Source organism: Bradyrhizobium cedriense (genome assembly GCF_054602315.1).
This window is the reverse complement of record NZ_JBTSWB010000008.1, coordinates 383,715-407,983: the sequence shown is the minus strand read 5'-3', so window position 1 is coordinate 407,983 and position 24,269 is coordinate 383,715. Positions and strand designations below refer to the sequence as shown.

General features: G+C 63.7%; 24 protein-coding genes and 1 tRNA gene. 20 read left to right on the top strand and 5 right to left on the bottom strand.

The features are described 5' to 3' along the window. Positions 1–61 precede the first annotated feature (61 nt). The 12 genes from ACYCVF_RS29805 to ACYCVF_RS29750 all read left to right on the top strand — a co-directional run bounded on the left by ACYCVF_RS29805 (position 62) and on the right by ACYCVF_RS29750 (position 13,307). Positions 62–2,605 carry an autotransporter outer membrane beta-barrel domain-containing protein gene (locus tag ACYCVF_RS29805; RefSeq protein WP_459595301.1) on the top strand — a complete coding sequence of 848 codons (2,544 nt, stop codon included), beginning with the start codon at positions 62–64 and terminating at the stop codon, positions 2,603–2,605. A 106-nt stretch (positions 2,606–2,711) separates the two neighbouring features. Next, the gene (locus ACYCVF_RS29800) at positions 2,712–2,936 is read left to right on the top strand and encodes a hypothetical protein (protein WP_459595302.1); all 225 of its coding nucleotides are present in this window, start codon (positions 2,712–2,714) and stop codon (positions 2,934–2,936) included. A 34-nt stretch (positions 2,937–2,970) separates the two neighbouring features. Then, complete coding sequence (locus tag ACYCVF_RS29795; RefSeq protein ID WP_459595303.1) at positions 2,971–3,192, top strand: hypothetical protein; 222 nt, start codon at positions 2,971–2,973, stop codon at positions 3,190–3,192. Between the two features lie 250 nt (positions 3,193–3,442). Next, entirely contained in the window at positions 3,443–4,741 is a 1,299-nt protein-coding gene (glyA, locus tag ACYCVF_RS29790) for a serine hydroxymethyltransferase (protein ID WP_459595304.1), read from the top strand. A gap of 15 nt (positions 4,742–4,756) precedes the next feature. Beyond that, entirely contained in the window at positions 4,757–5,239 is a 483-nt protein-coding gene (nrdR, locus tag ACYCVF_RS29785) for a transcriptional regulator NrdR (protein WP_011087793.1), read from the top strand. Next, positions 5,236–6,384, top strand: coding sequence for a bifunctional diaminohydroxyphosphoribosylaminopyrimidine deaminase/5-amino-6-(5-phosphoribosylamino)uracil reductase RibD (gene ribD / locus ACYCVF_RS29780; RefSeq protein WP_459595305.1), 1,149 nt, complete (start codon positions 5,236–5,238; stop codon positions 6,382–6,384). The genes nrdR and ribD overlap by 4 nt, the downstream gene beginning before the upstream one ends. Then, positions 6,384–7,007, top strand: coding sequence for a riboflavin synthase (locus tag ACYCVF_RS29775; protein WP_459595306.1), 624 nt, complete (start codon positions 6,384–6,386; stop codon positions 7,005–7,007). The genes ribD and ACYCVF_RS29775 overlap by 1 nt, the downstream gene beginning before the upstream one ends. Before the next feature lie 112 nt (positions 7,008–7,119). Then, entirely contained in the window at positions 7,120–7,611 is a 492-nt protein-coding gene (ribH, locus tag ACYCVF_RS29770; protein ID WP_459595307.1) for a 6,7-dimethyl-8-ribityllumazine synthase, read from the top strand. Positions 7,612–7,614: 3 nt separating this feature from the next. Further along, positions 7,615–8,112, top strand: coding sequence for a transcription antitermination factor NusB (gene nusB / locus ACYCVF_RS29765; RefSeq protein ID WP_459595308.1), 498 nt, complete (start codon positions 7,615–7,617; stop codon positions 8,110–8,112). Positions 8,113–8,229: 117 nt separating this feature from the next. Further along, positions 8,230–9,228, top strand: coding sequence for a thiamine-phosphate kinase (gene thiL / locus ACYCVF_RS29760; protein ID WP_459595309.1), 999 nt, complete (start codon positions 8,230–8,232; stop codon positions 9,226–9,228). Between the two features lie 234 nt (positions 9,229–9,462). Then, a complete protein-coding gene (locus ACYCVF_RS29755) occupies positions 9,463–11,583 on the top strand; it encodes a sodium-translocating pyrophosphatase (protein WP_459595310.1) in 2,121 nt (706 codons plus the stop codon). Positions 11,584–11,756: 173 nt separating this feature from the next. Further along, positions 11,757–13,307: a peroxidase family protein gene (locus ACYCVF_RS29750; protein ID WP_459595311.1), complete on the top strand. Its 1,551-nt coding sequence runs from the start codon at positions 11,757–11,759 to the stop codon at positions 13,305–13,307. A gap of 48 nt (positions 13,308–13,355) precedes the next feature. Here ACYCVF_RS29750 and ACYCVF_RS29745 read toward each other — a convergent pair whose 3' ends face one another. Both ACYCVF_RS29745 and ACYCVF_RS29740 read right to left on the bottom strand, forming a co-directional pair. Next, complete coding sequence (locus tag ACYCVF_RS29745; RefSeq protein ID WP_459595312.1) at positions 13,356–14,357, bottom strand: Bug family tripartite tricarboxylate transporter substrate binding protein; 1,002 nt, start codon at positions 14,355–14,357, stop codon at positions 13,356–13,358. A gap of 199 nt (positions 14,358–14,556) precedes the next feature. Continuing rightward, entirely contained in the window at positions 14,557–15,042 is a 486-nt protein-coding gene (locus tag ACYCVF_RS29740; RefSeq protein WP_061021916.1) for an outer membrane protein assembly factor BamE, read from the bottom strand. Between the two features lie 98 nt (positions 15,043–15,140). Between ACYCVF_RS29740 and ACYCVF_RS29735 the strand changes: the two genes are divergently transcribed. The 8 genes from ACYCVF_RS29735 to ACYCVF_RS29700 all read left to right on the top strand — a co-directional run bounded on the left by ACYCVF_RS29735 (position 15,141) and on the right by ACYCVF_RS29700 (position 21,591). Continuing rightward, positions 15,141–15,692, top strand: coding sequence for a ubiquinol-cytochrome C chaperone family protein (locus tag ACYCVF_RS29735; protein WP_459595313.1), 552 nt, complete (start codon positions 15,141–15,143; stop codon positions 15,690–15,692). Then, positions 15,689–16,258 carry a YceD family protein gene (locus ACYCVF_RS29730; protein WP_459595314.1) on the top strand — a complete coding sequence of 190 codons (570 nt, stop codon included), beginning with the start codon at positions 15,689–15,691 and terminating at the stop codon, positions 16,256–16,258. The genes ACYCVF_RS29735 and ACYCVF_RS29730 overlap by 4 nt, the downstream gene beginning before the upstream one ends. A 298-nt stretch (positions 16,259–16,556) precedes the next feature. After that, complete coding sequence (gene plsX / locus ACYCVF_RS29725; protein ID WP_459595315.1) at positions 16,557–17,618, top strand: phosphate acyltransferase PlsX; 1,062 nt, start codon at positions 16,557–16,559, stop codon at positions 17,616–17,618. Next, a complete protein-coding gene (locus ACYCVF_RS29720) occupies positions 17,615–18,595 on the top strand; it encodes a beta-ketoacyl-ACP synthase III (protein WP_459595316.1) in 981 nt (326 codons plus the stop codon). Before plsX ends, ACYCVF_RS29720 begins: the two co-directional genes overlap by 4 nt. 133 nt (positions 18,596–18,728) lie before the next feature. Further along, positions 18,729–19,073 carry an integration host factor subunit alpha gene (locus tag ACYCVF_RS29715; protein ID WP_459595317.1) on the top strand — a complete coding sequence of 115 codons (345 nt, stop codon included), beginning with the start codon at positions 18,729–18,731 and terminating at the stop codon, positions 19,071–19,073. Positions 19,074–19,097: 24 nt separating this feature from the next. Next, positions 19,098–19,676, top strand: a complete 579-nt coding sequence (locus ACYCVF_RS29710) for a MerR family transcriptional regulator (RefSeq protein WP_459595318.1) — start codon at positions 19,098–19,100, stop codon at positions 19,674–19,676. A gap of 112 nt (positions 19,677–19,788) precedes the next feature. Beyond that, a tRNA-Pro gene (locus ACYCVF_RS29705) sits at positions 19,789–19,866 on the top strand. Between the two features lie 174 nt (positions 19,867–20,040). After that, entirely contained in the window at positions 20,041–21,591 is a 1,551-nt protein-coding gene (locus ACYCVF_RS29700; RefSeq protein ID WP_459606452.1) for an anti-phage dCTP deaminase, read from the top strand. Positions 21,592–21,800: 209 nt separating this feature from the next. Here ACYCVF_RS29700 and ACYCVF_RS29695 read toward each other — a convergent pair whose 3' ends face one another. Genes ACYCVF_RS29695 through ACYCVF_RS29685 form a run of 3 tightly spaced genes read right to left on the bottom strand, consistent with a single transcriptional unit; the run spans position 21,801 to position 23,853 of the window. Further along, positions 21,801–22,484, bottom strand: a complete 684-nt coding sequence (locus tag ACYCVF_RS29695) for a hypothetical protein (RefSeq protein ID WP_459612943.1) — start codon at positions 22,482–22,484, stop codon at positions 21,801–21,803. Continuing rightward, positions 22,475–23,233: a terminase large subunit domain-containing protein gene (locus ACYCVF_RS29690; protein WP_459606450.1), complete on the bottom strand. Its 759-nt coding sequence runs from the start codon at positions 23,231–23,233 to the stop codon at positions 22,475–22,477. The genes ACYCVF_RS29695 and ACYCVF_RS29690 overlap by 10 nt, the downstream gene beginning before the upstream one ends. Then, positions 23,227–23,853: a hypothetical protein gene (locus ACYCVF_RS29685; protein WP_459606449.1), complete on the bottom strand. Its 627-nt coding sequence runs from the start codon at positions 23,851–23,853 to the stop codon at positions 23,227–23,229. Before ACYCVF_RS29685 ends, ACYCVF_RS29690 begins: the two co-directional genes overlap by 7 nt. Positions 23,854–24,269 lie beyond the last annotated feature (416 nt).

Genomic DNA, 24,269 nt, shown 5'->3' with positions numbered 1-24,269 from the left:
TGTACGTTGACGTGCTGACAACTTATTGCTCGCAAGTGATTTGACTCTCCAGGCCTTTGCAATGTCCACGTCCGATTTGTCGCGCGCGGTGTCCGGTCTCTCGTCGCGTTCGTTCGGGCCGTCTCCGGTCCGCTTGTTCGTCATGGCTGCCGCGGCTTTTGCCGCCATGCCACTGCTCTCGGCGCCGGCTCAGGCGGCTTGCACTCCCGCTGCTGCCAACAATGTCGCGGCGACCTGCACCGGGGTCACCACGGATCAGAATGGCACGAACGGTTACGGCTCCGCCGCGATCGACAATCTCGCGGTCACCGTCGTCCAGGGGGCGTCCGTGACGGGGACGAGCTACGGCATCAGGTTCAACACCGGAACGGTCGTGAACTCGGGTACGATCACGGGAATCAACGACCGCGGTGTCTTCGGTGCGACCAGCGCGACCGTGACCAATTTCGGCACGATCAGCGGCTTTGTCGGAGTCGACACTGGCCTTGACGGGTCCGTTGCGAATTTTGGAACCATCTCCAGCAGCGTTAGCGATGGCGTCAGGGGCCACAACGTCACCGTCGTGAATTCCGGGACGATCACGGGCTTGGGCTTTGACGGCGTCTTTGCCACCGGCTCGAGCACGGTCAGCAATTCGGGCAGCATCATCGGAAATTTGCACGGTATCTACGCCCTGGGGGACATCAGCGTCATCAACTCGGGCTCGATTAGTTCGGCGAACGACGCCATCTATGCGGCGAACGGCAGCGCAACGGTGGTCAATTCGGGTACCATCGCGATGACCGATACCTTCGGCAGCGTCATTTATGCGCAAACGACCCTGACGCTGATCAATTCGGGGATCATCACGTCGACGTCGGTGGGACCTTCTTCCGGTGGCACGATCGACGTGACGAATTCAGGGTCCATCCTCAACAATGGATTTGGCCCGGCCATTTCCGGCACGGTTGCGAAGGTGACGAATTCCGGCACCATCATCGCCGTTGATGGCGCGGTGGTCAGCGCCTCGAACGTCACCGTCACCAATTCCGGATTGATGCGCGGCTATTGGGAGGGCGTTGGGTCTCAGTACGCCACAGTGACCAATTCCGGCACGATCATCGGCGAGCATTCGGCAGGCGTTTCCGCCTCGTTCGATGCGATCGTCACGAATTCCGGCGCGATCACAGGGAGCGGCGCGGGCATTCGCACCTTCAACGGCAGCGTCAACACCGTCAACTTCGGGACGATCACGGGCAAAGGGCCTTCCGGCATCGGCATTTTGTCTGGGACGATGGGGACCGTGGTCAATTCCGGCACGATCATCGGCGAGGGCGGGACCGCGATCCAGTTCGGCGCGACGACGCCCGCGCAATCCGACAGCCTGACCGTGCTTCCCGGTGCGCGCTTCGGCGGGGTGGTCGATTTCACCGGGGGCGCCGACACCGTCAGTTTCGGTCCCGGAAGCTGGATCCTGAACACCGCCAATTTCGACAAGACGCTCTCGACCGTGACCACCGCCGGCAATCCTTATGTCGTCACGTCCAACCAGATCATCGTCGCCGATCTCTCCAGCTTCGGCGCGCAGAACCGCGCGATCATGGACATCACCGGATGGATCGGCTCGGTCCTGCCCGATGCGCCCGTGTTCGCGCCGGGCGCGGGCGCTGCCAATGCGTTTGCCGCGACCGAACCGGCGTCTCCGTTCGATGCGTTCGACAGTTTTCCCTCGGTTGCACTGGGATATGCCCCGGCGCCTGCGTTCAAGGCGGCGAGCACAAATTACGGCGGGGGCAATGCGGTCTGGGCCAAGGCCTTTGGCGGCCAGCGCCTGCAGGACAACAACGGCGCATTGATCGGCGGGACTACGACGGGCTATGGCGGCGCGGTCGGCTACGAGCGACTAATCAGTCCCGACCTCAGGCTAGGCGTGCTCGCGGGCGGCAGCACCAACAAGACCAATCTGCATTTCAACGCCGGAAACACCGGCACCGACACCGTGTTCGGCGGCGCCTATAGCCGCAAGACCTGGGGCGGCACGTTCCTCGATCTCTCCGTGATCGGCGGAAGCCTAGACAATTCCAGCCTGCGCAATATCGGAGGCGGCCTCGCCTTTGCGACGGCCACGGCGTCCTATGGCGGCTGGTTCGTCAATCCTGCGATGATGTTCGGACGCCGTCTCGATGTCGACGGGCGCGGCTTCACGATCACGCCGGCGGTGAAGGTGCGCTACGTGGCCGCGCATTTCGGCGGCTATGCGGAGACGGGCGCGGGCGCCGCCAATGTCAGCGTCGCCGGCCGCGACTTCCAGGCCTGGGAGGAGCGGGCCGAACTGACCTTTGCCAACACCAGAATGCTCGCCAACGGACACCGGGTGACCGCGCGCGTCTCCGCCGGTGCCCTCGCGCAGCAGCGCAGCGCAGGCGGTCTGGTGAACGTCGTGTTGCTGGGGCAGAACTTCGTGGCGGCGACGCCCGAGCGCAGCAGCGTCGCGGGCGGCTACAGCAGTGCGGGCCTCGATTGGCAGATGGGCCCTGTCACGCTGTTTGCACATGGCGAGGCAACCTATACCAACGATGTGTCGCGCACCTATGCCGGCAAGGGCGGCGCCCGCGTGACCTGGTAGCCGAGCGAGGGCGTCGGCAAGCCCGTTCGCAGCTGCAAAAAAATCTCGGCTGGCGGCGGAACATGTTCCGCCCTTCGCAGTTGTTCCTCCCGACCGGAAGGGAGCGATGCTGCTTGAACGCGGGCTGCAGTCAATGAACGTCGAACTCGTGAGCGAGGCTTACGCCATCGCCGCGAATTATCTGCGCCGCTCCGGCGTGATCGCCGACACGCTCGTCACCAACGAGCGCCTGCTCGAGATCATCATCAAGCTGCTCCAGCGCGGCGAATTCAACAAGATCAGGCTCGCGAATAGGGCGATCAGCCGGTTCGAGGCGGACGCGATTGCCTGATCACGTGTCCCAACATCGCCTGCCAGAGGGTGCCATGGAAGCTGCCATCGACCGCATCATGAAGACCTATGACCTGCTTGCCAACCGTACCGCCGCGGCCAGCGAGGAGGCGAGGGCCAAGGTGACGGCCTACCTGAACACCCTGATGGAAGCCGGCGAGAAGGACCCGCACAGGTTGACTGTCTGCGGGCTGACGTACCTGCGCCAGCTCGACGGCAGTGTGGACCCGGTCAAAGCCGGCTACACGGGGCTATAACCGGCCGGGGAGCTTCTTCCGGTTAGGACCAGAACGGGCCTTTCGGGCTGGCAGGATGGACGGGCGCGTCAGCCGCACTTCCTCCATCACCTCCAACCTCCCCACCATATCTTGCATAAATATCAGGCTCGACCCGCAACTACTTGGCCGGGGGCGGGCGATGTGGTAGATCGCGCTCGCCGCTTCCGATCGCCACACCAGACCCGCCCGTAGCCCGCCAAAAGGCTGCGGCGGTGGAGATATTCGCAAGATGACCGCACCCAAAACCGCCTCCGCGCCCGATTCGTTTTTCACCGCCTCGCTCGAGCAGGCCGACCCGGAAATCGCCGCCGCCATCAGGGGCGAGCTCGGCCGGCAGCGGCATGAGGTCGAGCTGATCGCCTCCGAGAACATCGTCAGCCGGGCCGTGCTGGAAGCGCAGGGTTCGGTGATGACCAACAAATACGCGGAGGGCTATCCGGGCGCGCGCTACTACGGTGGTTGCGAGTGGGTCGACGTCGCCGAGAACCTCGCGATCGATCGCGCCAAGAGGCTGTTCGGCGCCAAATTCGCCAACGTCCAGCCGAATTCCGGCAGCCAGATGAACCAGGCGGTGTTCCTGGCGCTGCTCCAGCCCGGCGACACCTTCATGGGTCTAGATCTCGCGGCCGGCGGCCATCTCACCCATGGCTCGCCCGTCAACATGAGCGGCAAGTGGTTCAAGGCCGCGCACTACACCGTGCGCCGCGAGGACCAGATCATCGACATGGATGCGGTCGCCAGGCAGGCCGAAGAGATCAAACCAAAGCTGATCGTTGCCGGCGGCTCGGCCTATTCGCGCGCCTGGGACTTCAAGCGCTTCCGCGAGATCGCGGATTCGGTCGGCGCCTATCTCCTGGTCGACATGGCGCACTTCGCCGGTCTCGTCGCCGGCGGCGTGCATGCCTCGCCCGTGCCGCATGCCCACATCACCACGACGACGACGCACAAATCGCTGCGCGGTCCGCGCGGCGGCCTGATGCTGTGGAATGACGAGGCGCTGACCAAGAAGTTCAACTCGGCGATCTTCCCGGGGTTGCAGGGCGGCCCGCTGATGCACGTGATCGCGGCGAAGGCGGTCGCCTTCGCCGAGGCGCTGCGTCCGGATTTCAAGGTCTATGCGAAGAACGTTGTCGAGAACGCCAAGGCGCTGGCCGAAGCGATGAAGAGCCACGGCTTCGACATCGTCTCCGGCGGCACCGACAACCATCTGATGCTGGTCGACCTCCGGCCGAAGGGCCTGAAGGGCAACGTCTCGGAGAAGGCGCTGGTCCGCGCGGCCATCACCTGCAACAAGAACGGCATTCCCTTCGACCCGGAGTCGCCGTTCGTCACCTCCGGTATTCGTCTGGGCACGCCGGCGGCGACCACGCGCGGCTTCGGCGTGGCCGAATTCCAGCAGGTCGGCGGCATGATCGCCGAGGTCCTCAACGCGATCGCGCAGTCTTCCGACGGCAAGGCGCCGCTGGTGGAGGCCGCGATCAAGGAACGGGTCAAGTCGCTCACCGACCGGTTCCCGATCTACCAGTAAGGCTAGGCCAAGCGGATGCGCTGCCCGAACTGCAACAGTCTCGATACGCAGGTAAAGGACTCGCGTCCGACCGAGGACTCGTCCGTGATCCGCAGGCGGCGCGTGTGCGTCGCCTGCAATTTCCGCTTCACCACCTTCGAGCGCGTGCAGCTGCGCGAGCTCACCGTGATCAAGCGCAACGGCCGCCGCGTGCCGTTCGACCGCGACAAGCTGATGCGTTCGGTGCAGATCTCCTTGCGCAAGCGGCAGGTCGAGCCGGAGCGGGTGGAGAAGATGGTCTCCACCATCGTGCGCGAGCTCGAGACCGGCGGCGAGGCCGAGATCTCCTCCGAGGTGATCGGCGAGACCGTGATGGAGCATCTGCGCACGCTCGACGACGTCGCCTATGTGCGCTTTGCCTCAGTCTATCGCAATTTCCGCGAGGCCAAGGATTTCGCCGACGTGCTCGGCGAGCTCTCCGGCGAGGAGGAAGCGCGGCTCGCCGCGATCCGCAAATGATCTTCCGCATCCTGGAGGATCAGTTCGCGCAGAAGGCCCGCGAGGCCAAGGACGCCGATCGCAGGTTCATGGAGCTGGCGCTCTCGCTGGGTAAGCGCGGGCAGGGGCAGACCTGGCCCAATCCGGCCGTGGGCGCCGTCATCGTCAAGGACGGCGTCATCGTCGGCCGCGGCTGGACGCAGCCCGGAGGTCGGCCGCATGGCGAGCCCGAGGCGCTTCGGCGCGCGGGCGAGTCGGCGCGCGGCGCCACGCTCTACGTCACCCTGGAGCCGTGCTCGCATTTCGGCAAGTCGCCGCCTTGCGCCGATGCGGTGATCGCAGCGGGCATCAAGCGGGTGGTGGCCGCGATCGAGGATCCCAATCCTGAGGTCGCAGGCCAGGGGCATGCGCGTCTGCGCGCTGCCGGCATCAATGTGGATGTGGGCCTTTGCGCGGCGGAGGCCGCCTTCGACCATGCTGGCCATTTCCGTCGCATCCGGGACAAGCGTCCACATGTGATCCTCAAGCTCGCGATTTCACCCGATGGCAAGATCGGCGCTGCCGGTGGCAAGCCGCTCGCGATCACGGGCGAGCCGGCGCACGACCGCGTGCATCTCCTCCGCGCGCAGAGCGATGCGATCCTGGTCGGCATCGGTACCGTGCTGGCGGATGATCCGCTCCTCACCTGCCGCCTGCCGGGCATGGCGGCGCGCTCGCCGGTGCGGGTGGTGCTCGACCAGAGCCTGCGCATCCCGGCCTCGAGCCGGCTCGTTCGTACCGCGCGCGAAACGCCGCTTTGGGTGATCGGTTCAGAACTCGCCGAAGCTGCGGCCGCAACGCGCCTCGGCGCGGCAGGCGCGCAGATCATGCGCATGCCGTCCGGCAGTGCATCGGGACTTGGCCTGCCGGCCGTGCTGCATGCGCTGGCGGAGAAGGGCATCACGCGGCTGATGGTTGAGGGCGGCAGCCGCGTTGCGGCCTCGTTCGTCGCGGCCGATCTCGTCGACGAGATCTGGCTGTTCCGCGGGGCGGAAACGGTCGGCGAGGGCGGCGTCGATGCACTCGATGCATTGCCCTTGACGAAAATCACGCAGTCGCAGGCCTACAAGGTTCATGCTAGCGAGACCTTCGGCAAGGATACTCTCACCATCTACGAGCGTTCGTAATGTTCACCGGCATTGTCACCGATATCGGCGAGATCGTCGCCTTCACACCGAGGGCGCAGGGCCAGTTGCACCGTCTGCGCATCGCCTGCCACTATGATCGTGCGACCATCGCCGATGGTGCTTCCATTGCCTGCAACGGCGTCTGCCTGACCGTGGTCGGCTCGGGCGTGGAGGGTGGCAAGGACTCTAAGCAAAGTACCTGGTTCGAGGTCGATGCTGCCGCGGAGACCCTGGCGCTGACGACGGCAAAACACTGGAAGCTGGGAACGAAGCTCAACCTCGAGCGCGCGCTGAAGATCGGCGACGAGCTCGGCGGGCATATCGTCGCCGGTCATGCCGACGGTATCGCGACGCTACTCAGCCGCGAGGATCTGCCCGACATGGCGCGGTTCGAGCTCTCCACCACGCGGGAGCTGGCGCGGTTCATCGCGACCAAGGGCTCGATCACGCTCGACGGCGTGTCGCTGACGGTCAACACGGTCAAGGACGTGAGCTTCTCGGTGCTGATCATCCCGCACACGCTCACGGTCACGACGATCGGCGGCTGGAAGGCGGGTGACGAGGTCAATATCGAGGTCGACCTGATGGCCCGCTACGCGGCGCGGCTGACGGAAATGAAGTGACCGAGGCATAAACTTCGTCATGCGCGGGCTTGACCCGCGCATCCATCCTCTTAGAGAGGGGCTAGCCCGATGGATTGCCGGGTCAGGCCCGCAATGACAGAATAGGTTGACCATGGCAGACGCGCGGCGCGCACCCCTGAAGGACCAGACCGACATTTCCGGCGCGCGCGCGCTGATTGTCGAGGCGCGGTTCTATGACGATCTCCAGGACGCGCTTCTGGATGGCGCGGTGGCCGAGCTGAAGGCGGCTGGCCTGACGCACGACGTGATCACGGTTCCCGGTGCGCTGGAAATCCCCGCGGCAGTCGCCATCGCGGTCGATGCCGCCGCGGCGAACGGCAAGCCGTACGATGCTGTGATCGCGCTCGGCTGCGTGATCCGCGGCGACACCATTCACTTCGAGATCGTTTCCCAGGAATCCTCGCGCGCGCTGATGGACCTCGCCGTGGTGCGAAAGCTGCCGCTCGGCAACGGCATCCTCACCGTCAACACCGAAGCGCAGGCCTGGGCGCGGGCGCGCGCCAGCGAGCTCGACAAGGGCGGCGATGCCGCGCGTGCCGCGCTGGCGATGCTGCGCATCAAACGCCGCCTCGCGCAGGCCTGAGCCATGGCCGACAACATCAAAAAGCCTCCGCTCGGCACCGAGAAGAAAGCGAACCGGCGCGGTGCGGCACGGCTCGCAGCCGTGCAGGCGCTGTACCAGATGGATATCGCAGGCGCCGGCATCAACGACATCTTCGCCGAGTTCGAGAGCCATTGGCTCGGCAATGAGGTCGAGGGCGACACATATCTACCGGCCGAAGCCGCCTTCTTCCGCGACGTCGTCTCGGGCGTCGTGCGCGACCAGAAGAAGCTCGATCCGCTGATCGACGAGGCGCTGTCGAAGGGCTGGCCCTTGAAGCGGATCGAAGCGATCCTGCGTGCGGTGCTGCGGGCCGGAGCCTATGAGCTCCAGCATCGCAAGGACGTGCCGGGCCGCGTCGTGGTCTCCGAATATGTCGATGTCGCGAATGCCTTCGTCGATCGCGAGGAAACCGGCATGGTGAATGCGGTGCTCGACCAGATCGGCCGGCAGTTTCGCGGCGACGAGTTCGGGCGGGGGTAATTGGAGGTCGTCATTGCGAGGAGCGTAGCGACGAAGCAATCCAGACTATTTCTCCGGAGGCAGTCTGGATTGCTTCGCTTCGCTCGCAATGACGGCGGGAGATGACGGATCTACCTGATGACCACTCCGCAAAATCCTTCCGCCGAAGATTCCCTCATCGCGCGCTATTTCAAGCCGCTGGCGACCGATCCCGGTGCTTTCGGGCTGGTCGATGACGCCGCGGTCCTGTCCTCGTCCGGCGACGACATCGTCATCACCACCGATGCCATCGTTGAAGGCGTGCATTATCTTGCCAACGATCCGCCCGACACCATCGCGCGGAAGGCGCTGCGGGTGAACCTGTCCGACCTCGCCGCCAAGGGCGCGCTGCCTGCCGGCTTCGTGCTGACGCTGGCGCTGCGCGGCCAAGAGGATGCATGGCTCCGTCCCTTTGCGGACGCACTGGGAGAGGACGCAAAGAACTTCGCTTGTCCTCTGCTCGGCGGCGACACGGTGTCAACGCCGGGCCCGCAAATGATCTCGATCACGGCCTTCGGCCGCGTGCCGCGGGGGCGGATGATCGGCCGTACCGGCGCAAGGCCCGGCGACCGCATTTTGGTGACGGGGACGATCGGCGACGCTGCGCTCGGCCTCAACGTGCTCAAAGACGGCGCGGCGGCCGGCGCGCTGACATCAGATCCTGCTGCACGGGATTTTCTGGTCTCACGCTATCGGGTGCCGCAGCCGCGCAATGTGCTGGCGCGGGCCGTGCGCGATCATGCGACCGCAGCGATGGACGTTTCCGACGGCCTCGCCGGTGATCTGACGAAACTCTGCGCAGCGTCCGGAGTCTCGGCTTTGGTCGAGCTGACGAGCCTGCCACTCTCGGCCGCGGCGGCCGATCTGCTCGCACGCAAGGTCGTTTGCGTCGAGACGCTGCTCGCTGGGGGCGATGACTACGAGGTGCTGTGCACCGTTCCGCCGGCGCAAAGCGAGGGGCTGATCGCTGCGGGGCGGGCCATGGGCGTGACCGTGACCGCGATCGGAACGATCCTGGCGGGGCGCGAGCGACCGCGCTTCCTGGACGGGCAGGGGCAGGAACTGCTCCTGAGGCGGCTGTCCTACAGCCACTTCTAGGAATCGCTCCAAACCGGCATCTTGGTTCTCAGTGTTGGTCTAAATACCTGCCGAGATCGGCGCTTTCGGCCTTATCCGGCGTTGCACCCTCAATTTGATTTTGGCAAGCTCGCGACCGACTAAGGCCGCCCCTTTAGGGCAAAGGGGGCGGCCTTGTTCGAAATCAAGGCGCCGCACCGCACGACAGACAACAAAGGCGCCGGGGGTACATCAAGGATCTGAGGCAATAATCACATGACAGCATTATGGTTGATAGTGCTCTGCGGAGTGCTTTCCGTCGTCTACGCGATTTGGGCGACGTCTTCGGTGTTGAGCGCGGATGCGGGGTCGCCGCGCATGCAGGAGATCGCAGCAGCCGTGCGCGAAGGCGCACAGGCGTACCTGCGGCGCCAGTACACCACGATCGGTCTCGTCGGCATCGTCATCTTCGTGCTGCTTGCCTATTTCCTCGGGCTCTATGTCGCGATCGGTTTTGCCATCGGCGCCATCCTGTCGGGGGCGGCCGGCTTCATCGGCATGAACGTCTCGGTCCGCGCCAATGTGCGCACGGCCCAGGCCGCGACGACCTCGCTTGCCGGCGGCCTCGAGCTCGCCTTCAAGGCGGGCGCCATCACCGGCCTTCTCGTGGCCGGCCTCGCGCTGCTCGGCGTCACGCTCTATTTCGCCTTCCTCGTCCACTCGCTGAAGCTCGCGCCTGACAGCCGGGTCGTGGTCGACGCCCTGGTGGCGCTCGGGTTCGGCGCCTCGCTGATCTCGATCTTCGCCCGTCTCGGCGGCGGCATCTTCACCAAGGGTGCGGACGTCGGCGGTGACCTCGTCGGCAAGGTCGAGGCCGGCATTCCCGAGGACGATCCACGCAACCCGGCGACCATCGCCGACAACGTCGGCGACAACGTCGGCGACTGCGCCGGCATGGCCGCCGACCTGTTCGAGACCTATGCGGTGACCGCGGTCGCCACCATGGTCCTGGCCGCGATCTTCTTCGCCAAGACGCCGATCCTCGCGGACATGATGACGCTGCCGCTCGCCATCGGCGGCATCTGCATCATCACCTCGATCATCGGCACCTTCTTCGTCAAGCTCGGGCCGAGCCAGTCGATCATGGGCGCACTCTACAAGGGCCTGATTGCGACCGGCATCCTCTCGCTGATCGGCATCGCGCTGGTGATCTACTACCTGATCGGCTTCGGCAAGCTCGAGGGCGTCAACTATACCGGCATGGCGCTGTTCGAGTGCGGCGTGGTTGGTCTCATCGTCACCGCGCTGATCATCTGGATCACCGAATACTACACCGGCACCGACTACCGACCGGTGAAGTCGATCGCCCAGGCCTCGGTCACTGGCCACGGCACCAACGTGATCCAGGGCCTCGCCATCTCGATGGAAGCGACCGCGCTGCCTGCGATCGTCATCATCGCCGGCATCCTGGTTACCTACAGCCTCGCCGGGCTGTTCGGCATCGCGATCGCGACCGCCACCATGCTGGCGCTGGCCGGCATGATCGTCGCCCTCGACGCCTTCGGCCCCGTCACCGACAATGCCGGCGGCATCGCCGAGATGGCGGGACTGCCCAAGGAGGTGCGCAAGTCGACCGACGCGCTCGATGCGGTCGGCAACACCACCAAGGCGGTGACCAAAGGTTACGCGATCGGCTCGGCCGGTCTCGGTGCTCTCGTGCTGTTCGCGGCCTACAACGAGGACCTCAAGTTCTTCATTGCCGGCTCCGCGCAGCATCCCTACTTCGCCGGCGTCAATCCGGACTTCTCGCTCAACAACCCCTATGTGGTGGTGGGCCTCTTGTTCGGCGGCCTCTTGCCGTACCTGTTCGGCGCGATGGGCATGACCGCGGTGGGGCGCGCCGCCAGCGCGATCGTCGAGGAGGTGCGGCGTCAGTTCCGCGAGAAGCCGGGCATCATGCAGGGCACCGACAAGCCTGACTACGGCAAGGCGGTCGACCTGCTGACGAAGGCGGCGATCAAGGAGATGATCATCCCGTCGCTGCTGCCGGTGCTGTCGCCGATCGTCGTCTACTTCCTGATCTACGTGATTGCGGGCGGCGGCGCGGCCGGCAAGTCGGCGGCGTTCTCGGCCGTCGGCGCGATGCTGCTCGGCGTAATCGTGACGGGGCTGTTCGTCGCGATCTCGATGACCTCGGGCGGCGGCGCCTGGGACAACGCCAAGAAGTACATCGAGGACGGCCATTTCGGCGGCAAGGGCTCTGACGCCCACAAGTCGGCCGTCACCGGTGACACCGTCGGCGATCCCTACAAGGACACGGCGGGACCTGCGGTGAACCCGATGATCAAGATCACCAACATCGTGGCGCTTCTGCTGCTGGCAATCCTCGCGCACTGAGCGGCATCACGAGTTTGCAAGGAAAACCCCGTGGCGCGAGCCGCGGGGTTTTTGGTTCACGATAACGTTCCTTCGCATCTGCCTTTGTCGCAGGGGAACTGTGAGCTCAATTACAAAGTGTCTTCCCTGAGGGGGCTACCGTGCAGGTGCTGTCTCACCCACTGGAGGGAAGAATGACGCAAGCTGCAAACCTGAATCCAAGACACGGGAAAGCCGGACGCCAGCCGACCAGGGCGGGCTTGAAACCGCCCAGCGCCAATGCAGACCCCGGCATGTTCGGCCGGATGTTTGACTTGCCGGCCTTTACGGCACCGGATGCTGCGCTGCAGGCGCTTGCCGCCGCGATGAAGGACGCCAGTCCGGACGATCAGACCGGCGACAATGCCAGCGTCCCCTCGGGCTTCACCTATCTCGGCCAATTCGTCGATCACGACATTACGCTCGATCTGACGTCGCTTGCCGAGAAGCAGGAGGATCCCCACGCCACCACGAACTTCAGAACCCCCAGGCTCGATCTGGACAGCATCTACGGTCTGGGACCGGATGGCAGCCCGCAGCTCTACGCTCGCGATCCCAACAACATCACGCAGCCCGGGCCGAGGTTCCTGCTCGGCAAGACGGCGCCCACGCCGCGCGCGGCCGGCGTGTTTCCGAATGATCTGACGAGGAATTCGGAAGGACGAGCCCTGATCGGCGACCATCGCAATGACGAAAATCTCCTGGTCGCGCAGACGCACCTTGCGTTCCTGAAATTCCACAACAAGGTCGTCGATATGCTCGCAGCCGGTCCGAACCCACCGGCGGCCGACAAGCTCTTCTCCGAAGCAAGGAAGCTGGTGACCTGGCACTATCAGTGGATGGTGCTGCACGATTTCGTCGAGCGCTTAACGGAGAAGGGCATCGTCGCCAGGATTCTGCACGAGGGCCGGAAGTTCTACCGATTCCAGAAGGTGCCCTACATGCCGGTCGAGTTCTCGGCGGCAGCCTACCGGCTTGGGCACAGCATGGTTCGCGAGACGTATAGCCACAACCGTGTGTTCACGCAGCCCGGCGGCTTTGCTGCGGCGAGCCTCAGCCTCGAGTTCTTTTTCTCCGGGCTCTCCGGCCGCATCTTGGGCGAGATTGCCGGCACCACTCCCAACGCGCCCAATTCCCCACCCAATGTCAGCACCTTGCCCACGGATTGGATCATCGACTGGAGCCGCTTCTACGCATTCGATCCGGCGCCTCTGCCGACGCCAAACTTCCTGTTCAACCATTCGCGCAAGATCGATCCATTCCTGATTCCGAAATTGCACGATCTTCCAGGTGGCGGCGGAAGCCTCCCGTTCCGCAACCTGCAGCGCGGAGTCAATCTCGGATTGCCGTCGGGGCAGGATGTGGCGCGTGCGATGGGGATTCCGGTGCTCAAGCCAACGGAGATCGCAACCGGTACGGACGGCGCCGTTGCGGCCGCCCAGGGCTTCGATCGAAAGACGCCGCTTTGGTACTACATCCTCAAAGAGGCCCAGGTGAAGACCGGCGGCCTACGGCTCGGTCCGGTCGGCGCGCGCATCGTGGCCGAGGTGTTCATAGGCATCGTCGCTGGCGATAACCAATCCTATCTCAGCCAGCAGAACTGGAAGCCGACGCTGCCGGCGAAGACTCCGGGCACTTTCCTGATGAGCGATCTGTTGCGCTTCGTCGGAGATATCAGCCCGATCGACGGCGTCACGACCGGATAGCAGTTGCTCAAGTCCCGGATGCCGCAGGCGGCATCCGGGACACGAGAACTACTGCACATCCATCTGCAGCCCTTCTTTCTGGATGATGCCGGCGAACTTCTTCGTCTCGGCCTCCAGGAAGGCGGCAAATTGCTGCGGGGTGCCGTAGTCGGCGCGGGCGCCCATGGCTGCGATCTGCTTCTTGATGTCCTCGCGCTCCAGCATCGCCTTGACCTGGAGATTGAGCGCGTTGAGCACCTCGGGTGAAACCCCCTTTGGCAGGAACACCGAGAACCAGGACGATATGTCGAAATTCGCCAGCTCCGGCGCGCTCTCTCGCATCGTCGGCAGGTTCGGCGCGAGGTCGCTGCGCTCGGTCGTGGTGACGCAAAGACCGTTGAGCGTGCCGTTCTGCACCTGCGGCAGGCTCGGATAGAGATTGTCGAACAGGATCTGGATGTCGCCGGCGAGCGCCGCCTGGAGCGCGGGTCCGGCACCGCGGAACGGGATGTGCGTCATCTTCAGGCCGGTGAGCTGGAGGAACCAGGCACCGGTGAGATGAGGACTCTGGCCGACGCCGGAGGAGGCGTAGCTGAGCTTGTCCGGATTGGCCTTCAGATACGCGATCAGCTCGGCGACCGACTTAATGCCGGTCTTGGGATGCGCCGAGACGATGTTCGGGATCCGGATCATGTTGGAGACCGGCTGGAGCTGGTCGGGCTTGTAGCTGAGGTTCTTGAAGATGCTGTAGGCGATCGCGTTCGGACCGGGATTGCCGACCAGGATGGTGTGGCCGTCCGGCTTGGCGCGGACGACCTCGGCAGTCCCGATGGTGCCGCCGCCGCCCGAGCGGTTTTCCACGACCGCGGACTGGCCCCATGCGGTTTGCAGATGCGCGGCCAAGAGCCGGCCCATTACGTCGGTCGAGCCGCCGGCCGCAGCCGGCACGACGAGGCGAACGTTCTCGGTGGGCTTCCAGTCGGCAAGGCTCGATCGCGGCAATATGGCTGCGGCTGAAAGGCCGGCAGCGCCGGTGAGCACGCGACGGCGGGTCAACAAAGGCTTAGGCACGAATCTACTCCCTGCTTTTTCGTTGCAGGGACCGTACGGAACCGCTCGTGCGACCGCAAGTCGCGTGCGACGGGGAGTGCCGCGCGAAAGGCGGCACGACGCCGCAGCTTGGTGCCATATACCTTCCGACGGAATTGGAAGGTCGGTTGCAGCTCTTACGCAAGCAATTATCGACACCGCACGGAAGCGCTCACGAGTCTCAGTTGAAGCTGAGCAGCTTGAACAGCGGCGTGAGGTAGCTCATCTCCTGGCCCGAGGTCGGCGTGGTGCGGCTGATGAAGTCGAAGATCTTGCCGTCCTGGAGGCCGTAATTCGCAAGCCGGCGCACGCGCCGATTCTTGTCGAAATAGATCGCGATGACACGCTGGTCGACCACCTTCTGGTTCATGAAGGCGACCGGGCGCTCCGAGCGCTGCGAGATGTAATAGAACACCTCGCCGTCGAGTGTCGCGACCGTGGAGGGGGTGCCCATCACGATCAGCACCTGGTCCTGGCTCGCGCCGATCGGAATCTGTTCGAGCGCGCCGGGCGGCAGGATGTAGCCCTTCTGGAACTGCTCACCGGTGCAGCCCGCAAGTGCCACGCCGACCACGGCCGTAGCCGCGAGCATGCGCAAGCCGCGCCAGCATGCGTGAAGGCCGCGCCGCTTGTCCGCGCGCAGGCTGGTCTGGTTCGTTGTTGTCATAGCGGAACTGATTCCGTCCCCTTGCGTCGCGCGAGGCGCTGAAGTACCGGGCGGAGGCTCTGAATGCAACACGCGCGCGCCCGCTTGCGGAAACCACAATGCTTTGGCCGTTCAATCACTTCAGGAAACCCCGACTAACCCCGGCGGGCACCATTGAAGCCATCTATGGCATGATCGTGACGCAGGCGCGAGAACCCATGTTTTACCGTGACTTGGGCGTGCCCGATACGGTTAACGGGCGTTTCGACCTGTTGCTGCTGCATCTCTGGCTGCTGCTGCGCCGCCTGCGCGCGGTCCAGGGCGCCACGGAGCTGTCGCAGGCGCTGTTCGACCGCTTCTGCGAGGATATGGACGACAATCTGCGCGAGATGGGGGTGGGCGACCAGACCGTGCCGAAGCGGATGCGAGCCTTCGGCGAGGCCTTCTACGGCCGCGTCCAGGCCTATGACCAGGCCATGGAGGGCGGCGGCGAGGCGCTGGCATCGGCGATCTGCAAGAATATCTTGAATGGGACCGGCCTCGACCAGGCGAAGCGGCTCGCGGCCTATGCCCGGGCCACTGAAGTCGATCTCGGCCGGACCGATGAGGCTGCGCTGCTGCGCGCCTCCTTCAAGTTTCCTCCAGTGCTCTCCGAGGATGTCACGCCATGAACCGACCAAATGCCGGATCCGAGCCAGATCCCTGGCGGGCACCCCTCATCGCTGCGCAAATTCCTGACGGAGGCCTGCATCGCAAGCTCGAGGCATCAGCGGCCGAGCGGCAGGCCATGGCGGCGCTCGCAGGCGTTCGCGAGATCCTGTCTGCCCAGGCGGAGTTCGATGTGGTGCCCAAGAGCGGCGGCCGTGTTCAGGTGACCGGCAACGTCCGGGCCCGGGTCGGCCAGACCTGCGTGGTCACGCTGGATCCCATCGAGAGCGACATCGAGGAGGAGGTCGACCTGATGTTCGCTCCCGAGGTCGAGGCGCGCCGCCTGGCCGATCTGATCGAGGAGGGGCAGGACGGCGAGGAGCCGCCCGAGGTCGCTGACCCGCCCGAGCCGATCGTCAATGGCATCATCGACCTTGGCCGGCTCGCCACCGACGCCCTTTTCCTGGCGATCGATCCTTATCCGCGCAAGGAGGGGGCGGTGTTCGAGGCCGAGGTCACCGTGCCCGATCCCGAGGACCATCCATTTGCCGCGCTGAAGGCGCTTCAGGACGGGAAAAAGAGCAAATAGCCGGGCAATTCCGGCGGGCCTGCTTGGGACGGGACACGAGCCGTTTGCCTTGCCGGTCAAAAGAACGGCTATATCCCGTTGATTTCAATGTGTTTCGCGGCGATTTGCCCGCGCCCCCTGTGGATCGCCGCGAATGCAAAAGGCTGGGGGCAAGAGGTTGTTTCGGAGTAACAAAACGCTATTGTCGCGCCCCGGTCCGGGTGCGGCGTGGCGCCTGACCGGTCGCCATGTCCGTGGCGAACCCATTTTGCGGCCCCGCTAGCTCAAGACCGCACCAGACCAGGTTTCCAGGACTTTCATGCCAAGCAAGGTTCGCATCGCGCTGGACGCCATGGGGGGCGATGTCGGCCCCGCCGTGGTCATTCCGGGCGCCGCCATCTCGCTTCAGAGGCATCCCGATACCGAATTCCTGCTGGTCGGCGACGCCGCCAGGATCGAGCCCGAGCTCGACAAGCAGCCGAAGCTGAAAGCCGCCTCGAAGATCGTCCATACCGACGTCGCCATCAGCATGGAGGACAAGCCGAGCCAGGCGCTGCGGCGCGGCCGCAAGACCTCCTCGATGTGGCTCGCGATCGACGCCGTCAAGAAGGGCGAGGCGGATGTGGCGATCTCCGCCGGCAATACCGGCGCGCTGATGGCGATGGCGCGCTTCCATCTGCGCACGCTGCCCGGCATCGACCGCCCGGCCATCTCGGCGATATGGCCGACCTTGCGCGGGGCGTCCGTCGTGCTCGACCTCGGCGCCACCCTCGGCGGCGATGCGCATCACCTGGTGTCGATGGCGGTGATGGGCGCGGCCAAGGCGAGCGTGCTGTTCAACAAGAAGCGGCCCACGGTCGGTCTGCTCAACATCGGCGCCGAGGAGATCAAGGGGCACGAGGAGATTCGCGAGGCCAGCGAGATCCTGCGGGCGAGGAACCTGCCGGAGCTCGATTATATCGGCTTCGTCGAGGGCGACGGGATCGGCAAGGGGCTGGCCGACGTCATCGTCACCGAGGGCTTCAGCGGCAACATCGCGCTCAAGGCCGCCGAGGGAACCGCGCGGCAGATGGCGGAATTGCTCCGTAACGAGATGCAGCGGAGCTGGCTCTCCAAGCTCGGCTATGTCTTCGCGCGCAGCGCCTTCCAGGCCCTGCGCGACAAGATGGACCCTCACAAGTCCAATGGCGGCGTGCTGCTGGGATTGAGGGGGGTGGTGGTCAAGAGCCATGGCGGAACCAACGCCGAAGGCTTTGCCTATGCGATCGATGTTGGCTATGAGATGGCTCACTACGATCTCCTGAACAAGATCAATCAGATGCTCAACCGCGAGGGTGGTGCACTCAGTTCGGTGCAGGCCGCGCAGGAGGCTGTTTCGTGACGAAAATTCGTTCGGTCGTGCTCGGCTGCGGCTCTTATCTGCCGGAGCAGGTGGTGACCAACGCCCAATTGGCGGCGCGGATCGACACCTCCGACGAGTGGATCGTGCAGCGCACCGGCATTCGCGAGCGGCACATCGCGGCCGAGGGCGAGTTCACCTCGCACCTGGCGCTCAAGGCGGCGCAGGCGGCTCTGAACGATGCCGGTTTGGACGCGCAGTCGATCGACCTGATCGTGCTGGCGACCTCGACGCCGGACAACACCTTCCCTGCGACGGCTGTCGCCGTACAGCACGGGCTCGGCATCAATCATGGCGCGGCCTTCGACCTCCAGGCTGTGTGCTCAGGCTTCGTGTTCGCGCTCGCCACCGCCGACAATTTCCTGCGCACCGGCGCCTTCAAGCGCGCGCTGGTGATCGGCGCCGAGACTTTCTCGCGCATCCTCGACTGGAACGATCGCGGCACCTGCGTGCTGTTCGGCGACGGCGCCGGCGCGGTGGTGCTGGAGGCGCAGGAGCAGCCGGGCAAGGCCGCGACCGACCGCGGCGTGGTGACCACGCACTTGCGCTCCGACGGCCGCCACAAGGCAAAGCTGTTCGTCGACGGCGGGCCGTCCTCGACCCAGACCGTCGGCCATCTGCGCATGGAGGGCCGCGAGGTCTTCAAGCATGCGGTCGGCATGATCACCGACGTGATCGTCGATGCCTTCGAGGCGACCGGGCTGAATGCCGACGGCATCGACTGGTTCGTGCCGCATCAGGCCAACAAGCGAATCATCGACGCTTCCGCGCACAAGCTGCACATCGCGCCCGAGAAGGTGGTGCTGACGGTGGACCGGCACGGCAACACCTCCGCGGCCTCGATTCCGCTCGCGCTCTCCGTGGCGCGCAAGGACGGCCGCATCAAGAAGGGCGATATGGTCCTGCTGGAGGCGATGGGCGGCGGATTCACCTGGGGTTCCGCGCTGGTGCGCTGGTAAGACACACTCGATAAAATTTTGCCGAAATCGGCGCCGATTATCGGTGCGCCTGCATTGATGTGCGCTGTTGACCGCCGTATCGTAAGCTCATAATTTCAGACAAGAATTGTTCGCCGTGATGTGGGGCAGGGCGATGACCGATCAAAGTAAAACCGTAACGCGTGTCGATCTGTGCGAAGCCGTCTACCAGAAGGTGGGCCTGTCGCGCACGGAATCGTCCGCCTTCGTGGAACTCGTGCTGAAGGAGATCACCGACTGCCTGGAGAAGGGCGAGACGGTGAAATTGTCCTCGTTCGGGTCCTTCATGGTCCGCAAGAAGGGTCAGCGCATCGGTCGCAACCCGAAGACCGGAACCGAGGTGCCGATCTCGCCGCGGCGCGTCATGGTGTTCAAGCCCTCGGCGATCCTGAAGCAGCGGATCAACGCCCAGCACCGCACCAATGGCGATGCCACCAGCAAGGCTCAACCCGAGGCGTAGCCGCCTTTCGGAAAGGACTGGCATTTGGACAAGGCGCCGGATGCGTTCCGAACCATCAGCGAGGTAGCGCAGGAACTCGACATTCCGCAGCACGTGCTGCGGTTCTGGGAGACCCGCTTCTCGCAGATCAAGCCGATGAAGCGCAGCGGCGGCCGCCGCTACTACCGCCCCGACGACGTCGACCTGCTCAAGGGCATCCGCCGCCTGCTCTACGGCGAGGGCTACACCATCCGCGGCGTGCAGCGGATCCTGAAGGAGCACGGCGTCAAATCGGTGCAGGGCCTCGCCGACGGCGCGGCCGCGGTCTCGTTCGGCGCCATCGAGGACGCCATCGGCGCGAGCCTGATGGAGCCCGAGGACGAGGCGCCCATCAAGGGCGTCACCGACAGCGACGATGACGACTACCAGGGCGATGAGGAGGAAGGCATCGACTTCCGCTTCACCGAGATCGACGACGAGGAGATCCTCACCACCTTCCGCAAGGGCGGCACGCCCGTCGCACCCGCCGGCCCTAGCGCGCTGGACCGGGAGCGGCTGGGACGGGCGCTCGCCGACCTCGTCGCCTGCCGCGAGATGCTGGATCAGGCGCTGAAGGACGGGTAGGGGCGGCGGCCCACCGGCTTGGCGGGCAGTTCCGTGCGCTTTGGGCGGGTACACCAAAATGCTGCGGCCTCGCCTTGCGCAAAGCGGCGATCCTAGCTAATGGAACGACGTTCGGAGCGTGGCGCAGCCCGGTTAGCGCACTAGTCTGGGAGACTAGGGGTCGGAGGTTCAAATCCTCTCGCTCCGACCAATACTTAGCCGGATTTCAGGGCATCCGGATTTTCCCAAGGGTAACGGATAGGGTAACGGAGGGCTGCTACCTCCGGCTTGTTTTGCACATCTTAGAAGCAGTTTTCCAATTCGGGCTATGGACAAGGCATGCGTGCTTAAACCACACAATGCTCGTCGTATTTGGGGGCGGACAGTGCCTAATGTTGATAAGGACCTTCTGACATTTGAAGTCAGCGATCCGCTCGCAAAGACAATCAGCGAGCGCGAATCGCAGGAGTTAGTAATCGCGCTCGTTGGGCCGGTAGGTTCCGGGGTCACAACGTCAGCACTTTTGCTCAAGGATTTGCTGAAGACCGGCTACAGCTACGACGTTGAGATCATCAAGCAGAGCCTGATCATTGCCAACGAGGCTTCGCGCGTAGGTTTTGCGAAAGTGCCGCAGACGCCCCTGAGCGCCTATATCGCCACGATGCAAAGCGCTGGCAACGCACTGCGCGAAAAGTTCGGACCGAACTATCTAGCTGAGAAGACCGTCGAGCAGATTGTCAAACATCGCAAGTCGAAAGGCGGGATCGTAAACGGGAAGGTTTTGCCTGGGCGACGGGCCTTCATCATTGATTCCATCAAAAACGTCGACGAGCTATCTATTTTGCGGAGCATTTACCGGGATGCGCTCTGTCTCTTCGGTGTTTTTGCACCGGACGACATACGCCAACAGCGGTTGAAAGACGGCGGCGCCTTACCCGGCGACGTGGAGACAGTCATCCAGCGTGACCTTGGCGAGAAGGGAACTTTCGGCCAAATGACACGGAAGGTGTTTTCGTCGGCCGACTTCTACGTTTGCAACGATCAAAAACAGGATGAACTCCGACGAAAGCTCTCACGTTTCCTCGAGATCATTTTTGACATCGGGGTTCACACACCGACGCTTGAGGAGGCCTCGATGAGCAGGGCGATGACGGCTGGCGCCGCCTCTGCTTGCATGTCCCGGCAGGTCGGAGCAGCAATCGTCTCACGCACCGGTGAACTCATAGCGACCGGGTGGAATGACGTCCCCAAATTTGGAGGCGGCTTGTACACTGAGGACGATCAAACCGTGGTCGAAGCGGGCTCAATCAAGGACAAGGATCGGCGATGCTTCAAGTGGGGCGGTTGCTACTGTCACAACGAAACCATGCGCAATGGAATCATGGACGGCATCGTAAAGCGGATCGTCGACTCAAAGAATCTGTTGCGGAAGGGGGCCACCGAGAGGGACGTTAGAAAAGAGCTTAGTGAAACCGACGTGGAAGACCTCACTGAATACTCACGGTCTATCCATGCTGAGATGGAGGCAATTCTATCTGTTGCGAGAGAAGGAAAGCATTCCTTGGTGGGAGCCACGCTCTACAGCACCGTATATCCATGTCACAACTGCGCGCGCCACATCGTGGCTGCCGGCATCAAAGACGTAATTTATATTCATCCATATCGAAAGAGTAAGGCAATACAGCTCCACCACGATGCTATATCGGAAAACCCGGAGAATCGGCACGAGCGCGTGCTATTTAGACAGTACGATGGAGTAGCTCCCCACGTCTTTTTGAAGTGCTTCAACGCCGTTCGTGATCGAAAATCGAATGGTAATTTCGTTAAGAAATCCCTAAGTCACGCCACGCCAATCTTCAAAATTCCACTTGATGCGCAGATTGATTACGAAAAGAAAGTAATTGCTGATTTAGCGTCTAAGGAGGATAATGGTTGAAAATCGAGTCTGGGGAACGCGAATATGTCAAAGCGGCATGACACTTCTCTGATTGAGCAGCTCGATCTAGATCTGCCGTCTCCGGTCCAAGGCCGTGGTACTGCGTGCGTGGTTCGATTCATCGATCAAGAGACGCGGTTGCTTCGCCAAGAGGCTATTGAGCACGTTCGACGAGCCGGTATTTTCGAAGTTCCAAAGAGCCGGTTGGGCTAAACCCGCAACTCAGTGACGCTTGTTTCCGGTCCCTGCGTCGCCATCCATAGCGTTATGGCGACCGAGAGAACTAAGTCGTCGTGGGCGCCGACCCGTGCCGCGTAGGTCGTGCGGCCGGCTTCCGAAATCTTCCGTTTGAAGTCCTTCAATTCTTCCTTGAGCGCCGCGGCATCGCTCGCGGCAGCCGCGATCCGCAGTTCTCCGCTGTGCGAATGCGCTTCGAGGTTCGAGATCAGCAAGCCCTTGGGCACGTGCCAGGTCTTGGCGCCGTGCTGCGTCGCCTCCAGTCCCGCGGTGATGGTGATCCTGTTCGGGTGAAGGCCGGCGGCATCGAACATGTCACCGACCGGGCGGCCGACGCCGGTTTCGTCAATCACCAGCTTGGGCTTGAGAGCGTCGAGCGGCGGGCGAGACAGCAGATTGACCACGCGCTGAATCTGTTGCGGGTAGGACATGCCGAGAGGCAAGCGCTCCAAATGGCGCACGTCGAAATGTTCGGTTTGATCCTGCCGCCAGTAGCCGGCCTTGATGTTCTCCGTCCACGTGTCCAGTGGCACAACGCGATGGTTCAAAGCGCAGATGGCGGTGGGGTCGGTGCTTTGTCCCAGGTCGACGCCAACGAACCACCGGTCGACCGCGCGCGCGGGGATTTCACGTCTGCTGATTGCCGTCATACCCATAGCGGACGAACCTCATTGGTGAACATCGCGTCGATGATCGACGTGGAGAACGCGGCGTCTTCGGTGTCGAGGAATTCGCACAGGTACTCTTCGCGGAATTTGGTCTCGCCGAGATTCTTGCGCTCGCGCGCGAGGAATTCCGGTGTGATGCGAGGGCACGCCCCCAGCTCGACGCGGATGCGATGCCACTCTGAATCGCTCGATGTCCAGGTTTCGTAGAACGCGCCCCGCTTGCCTTTGGGCGTCGACAAATAGACCAGTTGTGCACGCCGATTGGTCGCGAGCATAGGGCGGATGGCAGCAATCAGCGCATCGGAGCAGCGCGCCGCCTCATCGATGATAGCCAATCGAACGTTGGCCAGGCCGCGAATGGTGTCGCCATCGTTGTCGCCGGGCAGAGCGAGCAAGCGGCTGCCGTTTGCAAACTCGATGCGGCGGGCTGCATCCCCTACCAGGGGGGCCGCATCCTTGATTCGGTTGTACGTTGTGCGGGATCGCAGCACGAACTCGTCCGATAGGCGCTGTGCCGGCGACGCGATCAAGATCAGGCTGTCCGGCTCGGTTGTCGCGACTGATAGAGATTTGATGACGCTCGCTTCGGTCTTTCCATGCTGCCGTGGGATCAACATGGCGGTTTGGGGCGCATCGGAGCGGACGAAATCGGCCTGCCAATCGTCCAATTCGATATCCGCATCGCGGGCGAGCAATGCCGGATCCAGCGCCCGAGCTATGTCAGCGGCCATCAGCATGGCAGCGGGACCGGGCAGGGCGGCACGGCGGGCTTGGCCTCGATGACCAGCGGCGGCTTGCCAGCGCGTGCGGCGATCGCGGCGGCCGCGTCCGTCTCCAACCGGTGCAGGGCGGCGCCCACGGCGCGCGCAGCCTCAGGGAAGGGGCGCAGGGCGGTCACGATCGCCTGGCGCATCGCCAGGTAGTCCGCGCTGATCAGGAGCGACGTCGACCGCACATCGTGGCGCTGCACGATCATGCCCAATAGCTTGCCGACGAGCGCCAGGTTTGCGGTGATGGCGCCTTCCGCGCTGATGGCTGCTTTGATGTCGCCGAAATCGATCGCCGTTGCCACGTGCTGTTGCAACCGGGCGCGCTGATGCACGAGCTGGGACAGCAAGCCTTCCTGCTCGCTCGCCTGCAAGGCGTCCAGATCGATCTCGGTGGGCTTCTGTGCGGTCAGGATCGCCGCGCGCATGGCGGGGCTGACATGGTTCGCAGCGTGCCGGCCGACGGCATCAGCGCTGACGTTGAAGCGGCGGGCGAGAGCGTTGTGCGCAACGCCGTGCGCGAGTCCAATCTCGATCTGATGCCGGGACTTGTGAGAGCAAATGCTGCACTTCGGGCCAGTCTTGCCCATTACTCGACTCACCTGCGATTTGGCCACGCGAATTCGCGTTTCGATACCCTTGTGTTTACCCCAGCATACTAAAAAATCCGTGAACCAGAAAAAGTGCTGTACTGTTAGTAACAATGCGTAACGGAGCACTAGTCAGTAGAACTAAAGCGCGTCGATCGAAGTGCTCAGAACGGCGCGATAGAGTTGCAAAGGGCGCGCGCATTGATGCAGCGGCTAAGAAGAAACACTTGCCAGTTGCGCTTCTGTGCGACTGACGGCTATGATCGTGATCTGCAAACGGGTAGCCAGTGACATGCGAGGCTTATCCAGTGCTGCCATTGTTCTTCTGATGCTTTCTGCTAGCCAAGTGTTGGCACAAGGCGGATCGGCGATGCGTGAAGGTCCGGCAGGAAGAGGGTCGCCGGGCGTGCCGCAAC

Bases quoted from the DNA above. Each gene is read 5' to 3' on its own strand.
- ACYCVF_RS29805 (WP_459595301.1), top strand. From the start codon at position 62: ATGTCCACGTCCGATTTGTCGCGCGCGGTGTCCGGTCTCTCGTCGCGT.
- ACYCVF_RS29800 (WP_459595302.1), top strand. From the start codon at position 2,712: ATGCTGCTTGAACGCGGGCTGCAGTCAATGAACGTCGAACTCGTGAGC.
- ACYCVF_RS29795 (WP_459595303.1), top strand. From the start codon at position 2,971: ATGGAAGCTGCCATCGACCGCATCATGAAGACCTATGACCTGCTTGCC.
- glyA (WP_459595304.1), top strand. From the start codon at position 3,443: ATGACCGCACCCAAAACCGCCTCCGCGCCCGATTCGTTTTTCACCGCC.
- nrdR (WP_011087793.1), top strand. From the start codon at position 4,757: ATGCGCTGCCCGAACTGCAACAGTCTCGATACGCAGGTAAAGGACTCG.
- ribD (WP_459595305.1), top strand. From the start codon at position 5,236: ATGATCTTCCGCATCCTGGAGGATCAGTTCGCGCAGAAGGCCCGCGAG.
- ACYCVF_RS29775 (WP_459595306.1), top strand. From the start codon at position 6,384: ATGTTCACCGGCATTGTCACCGATATCGGCGAGATCGTCGCCTTCACA.
- ribH (WP_459595307.1), top strand. From the start codon at position 7,120: ATGGCAGACGCGCGGCGCGCACCCCTGAAGGACCAGACCGACATTTCC.
- nusB (WP_459595308.1), top strand. From the start codon at position 7,615: ATGGCCGACAACATCAAAAAGCCTCCGCTCGGCACCGAGAAGAAAGCG.
- thiL (WP_459595309.1), top strand. From the start codon at position 8,230: ATGACCACTCCGCAAAATCCTTCCGCCGAAGATTCCCTCATCGCGCGC.
- ACYCVF_RS29755 (WP_459595310.1), top strand. From the start codon at position 9,463: ATGACAGCATTATGGTTGATAGTGCTCTGCGGAGTGCTTTCCGTCGTC.
- ACYCVF_RS29750 (WP_459595311.1), top strand. From the start codon at position 11,757: ATGACGCAAGCTGCAAACCTGAATCCAAGACACGGGAAAGCCGGACGC.
- ACYCVF_RS29740 (WP_061021916.1), bottom strand. From the start codon at position 15,042: ATGACAACAACGAACCAGACCAGCCTGCGCGCGGACAAGCGGCGCGGC.
- ACYCVF_RS29735 (WP_459595313.1), top strand. From the start codon at position 15,141: ATGCTTTGGCCGTTCAATCACTTCAGGAAACCCCGACTAACCCCGGCG.
- ACYCVF_RS29730 (WP_459595314.1), top strand. From the start codon at position 15,689: ATGAACCGACCAAATGCCGGATCCGAGCCAGATCCCTGGCGGGCACCC.
- plsX (WP_459595315.1), top strand. From the start codon at position 16,557: ATGCCAAGCAAGGTTCGCATCGCGCTGGACGCCATGGGGGGCGATGTC.
- ACYCVF_RS29715 (WP_459595317.1), top strand. From the start codon at position 18,729: ATGACCGATCAAAGTAAAACCGTAACGCGTGTCGATCTGTGCGAAGCC.
- ACYCVF_RS29695 (WP_459612943.1), bottom strand. From the start codon at position 22,484: ATGGGTATGACGGCAATCAGCAGACGTGAAATCCCCGCGCGCGCGGTC.
- ACYCVF_RS29690 (WP_459606450.1), bottom strand. From the start codon at position 23,233: ATGCTGATGGCCGCTGACATAGCTCGGGCGCTGGATCCGGCATTGCTC.
- ACYCVF_RS29685 (WP_459606449.1), bottom strand. From the start codon at position 23,853: ATGGGCAAGACTGGCCCGAAGTGCAGCATTTGCTCTCACAAGTCCCGG.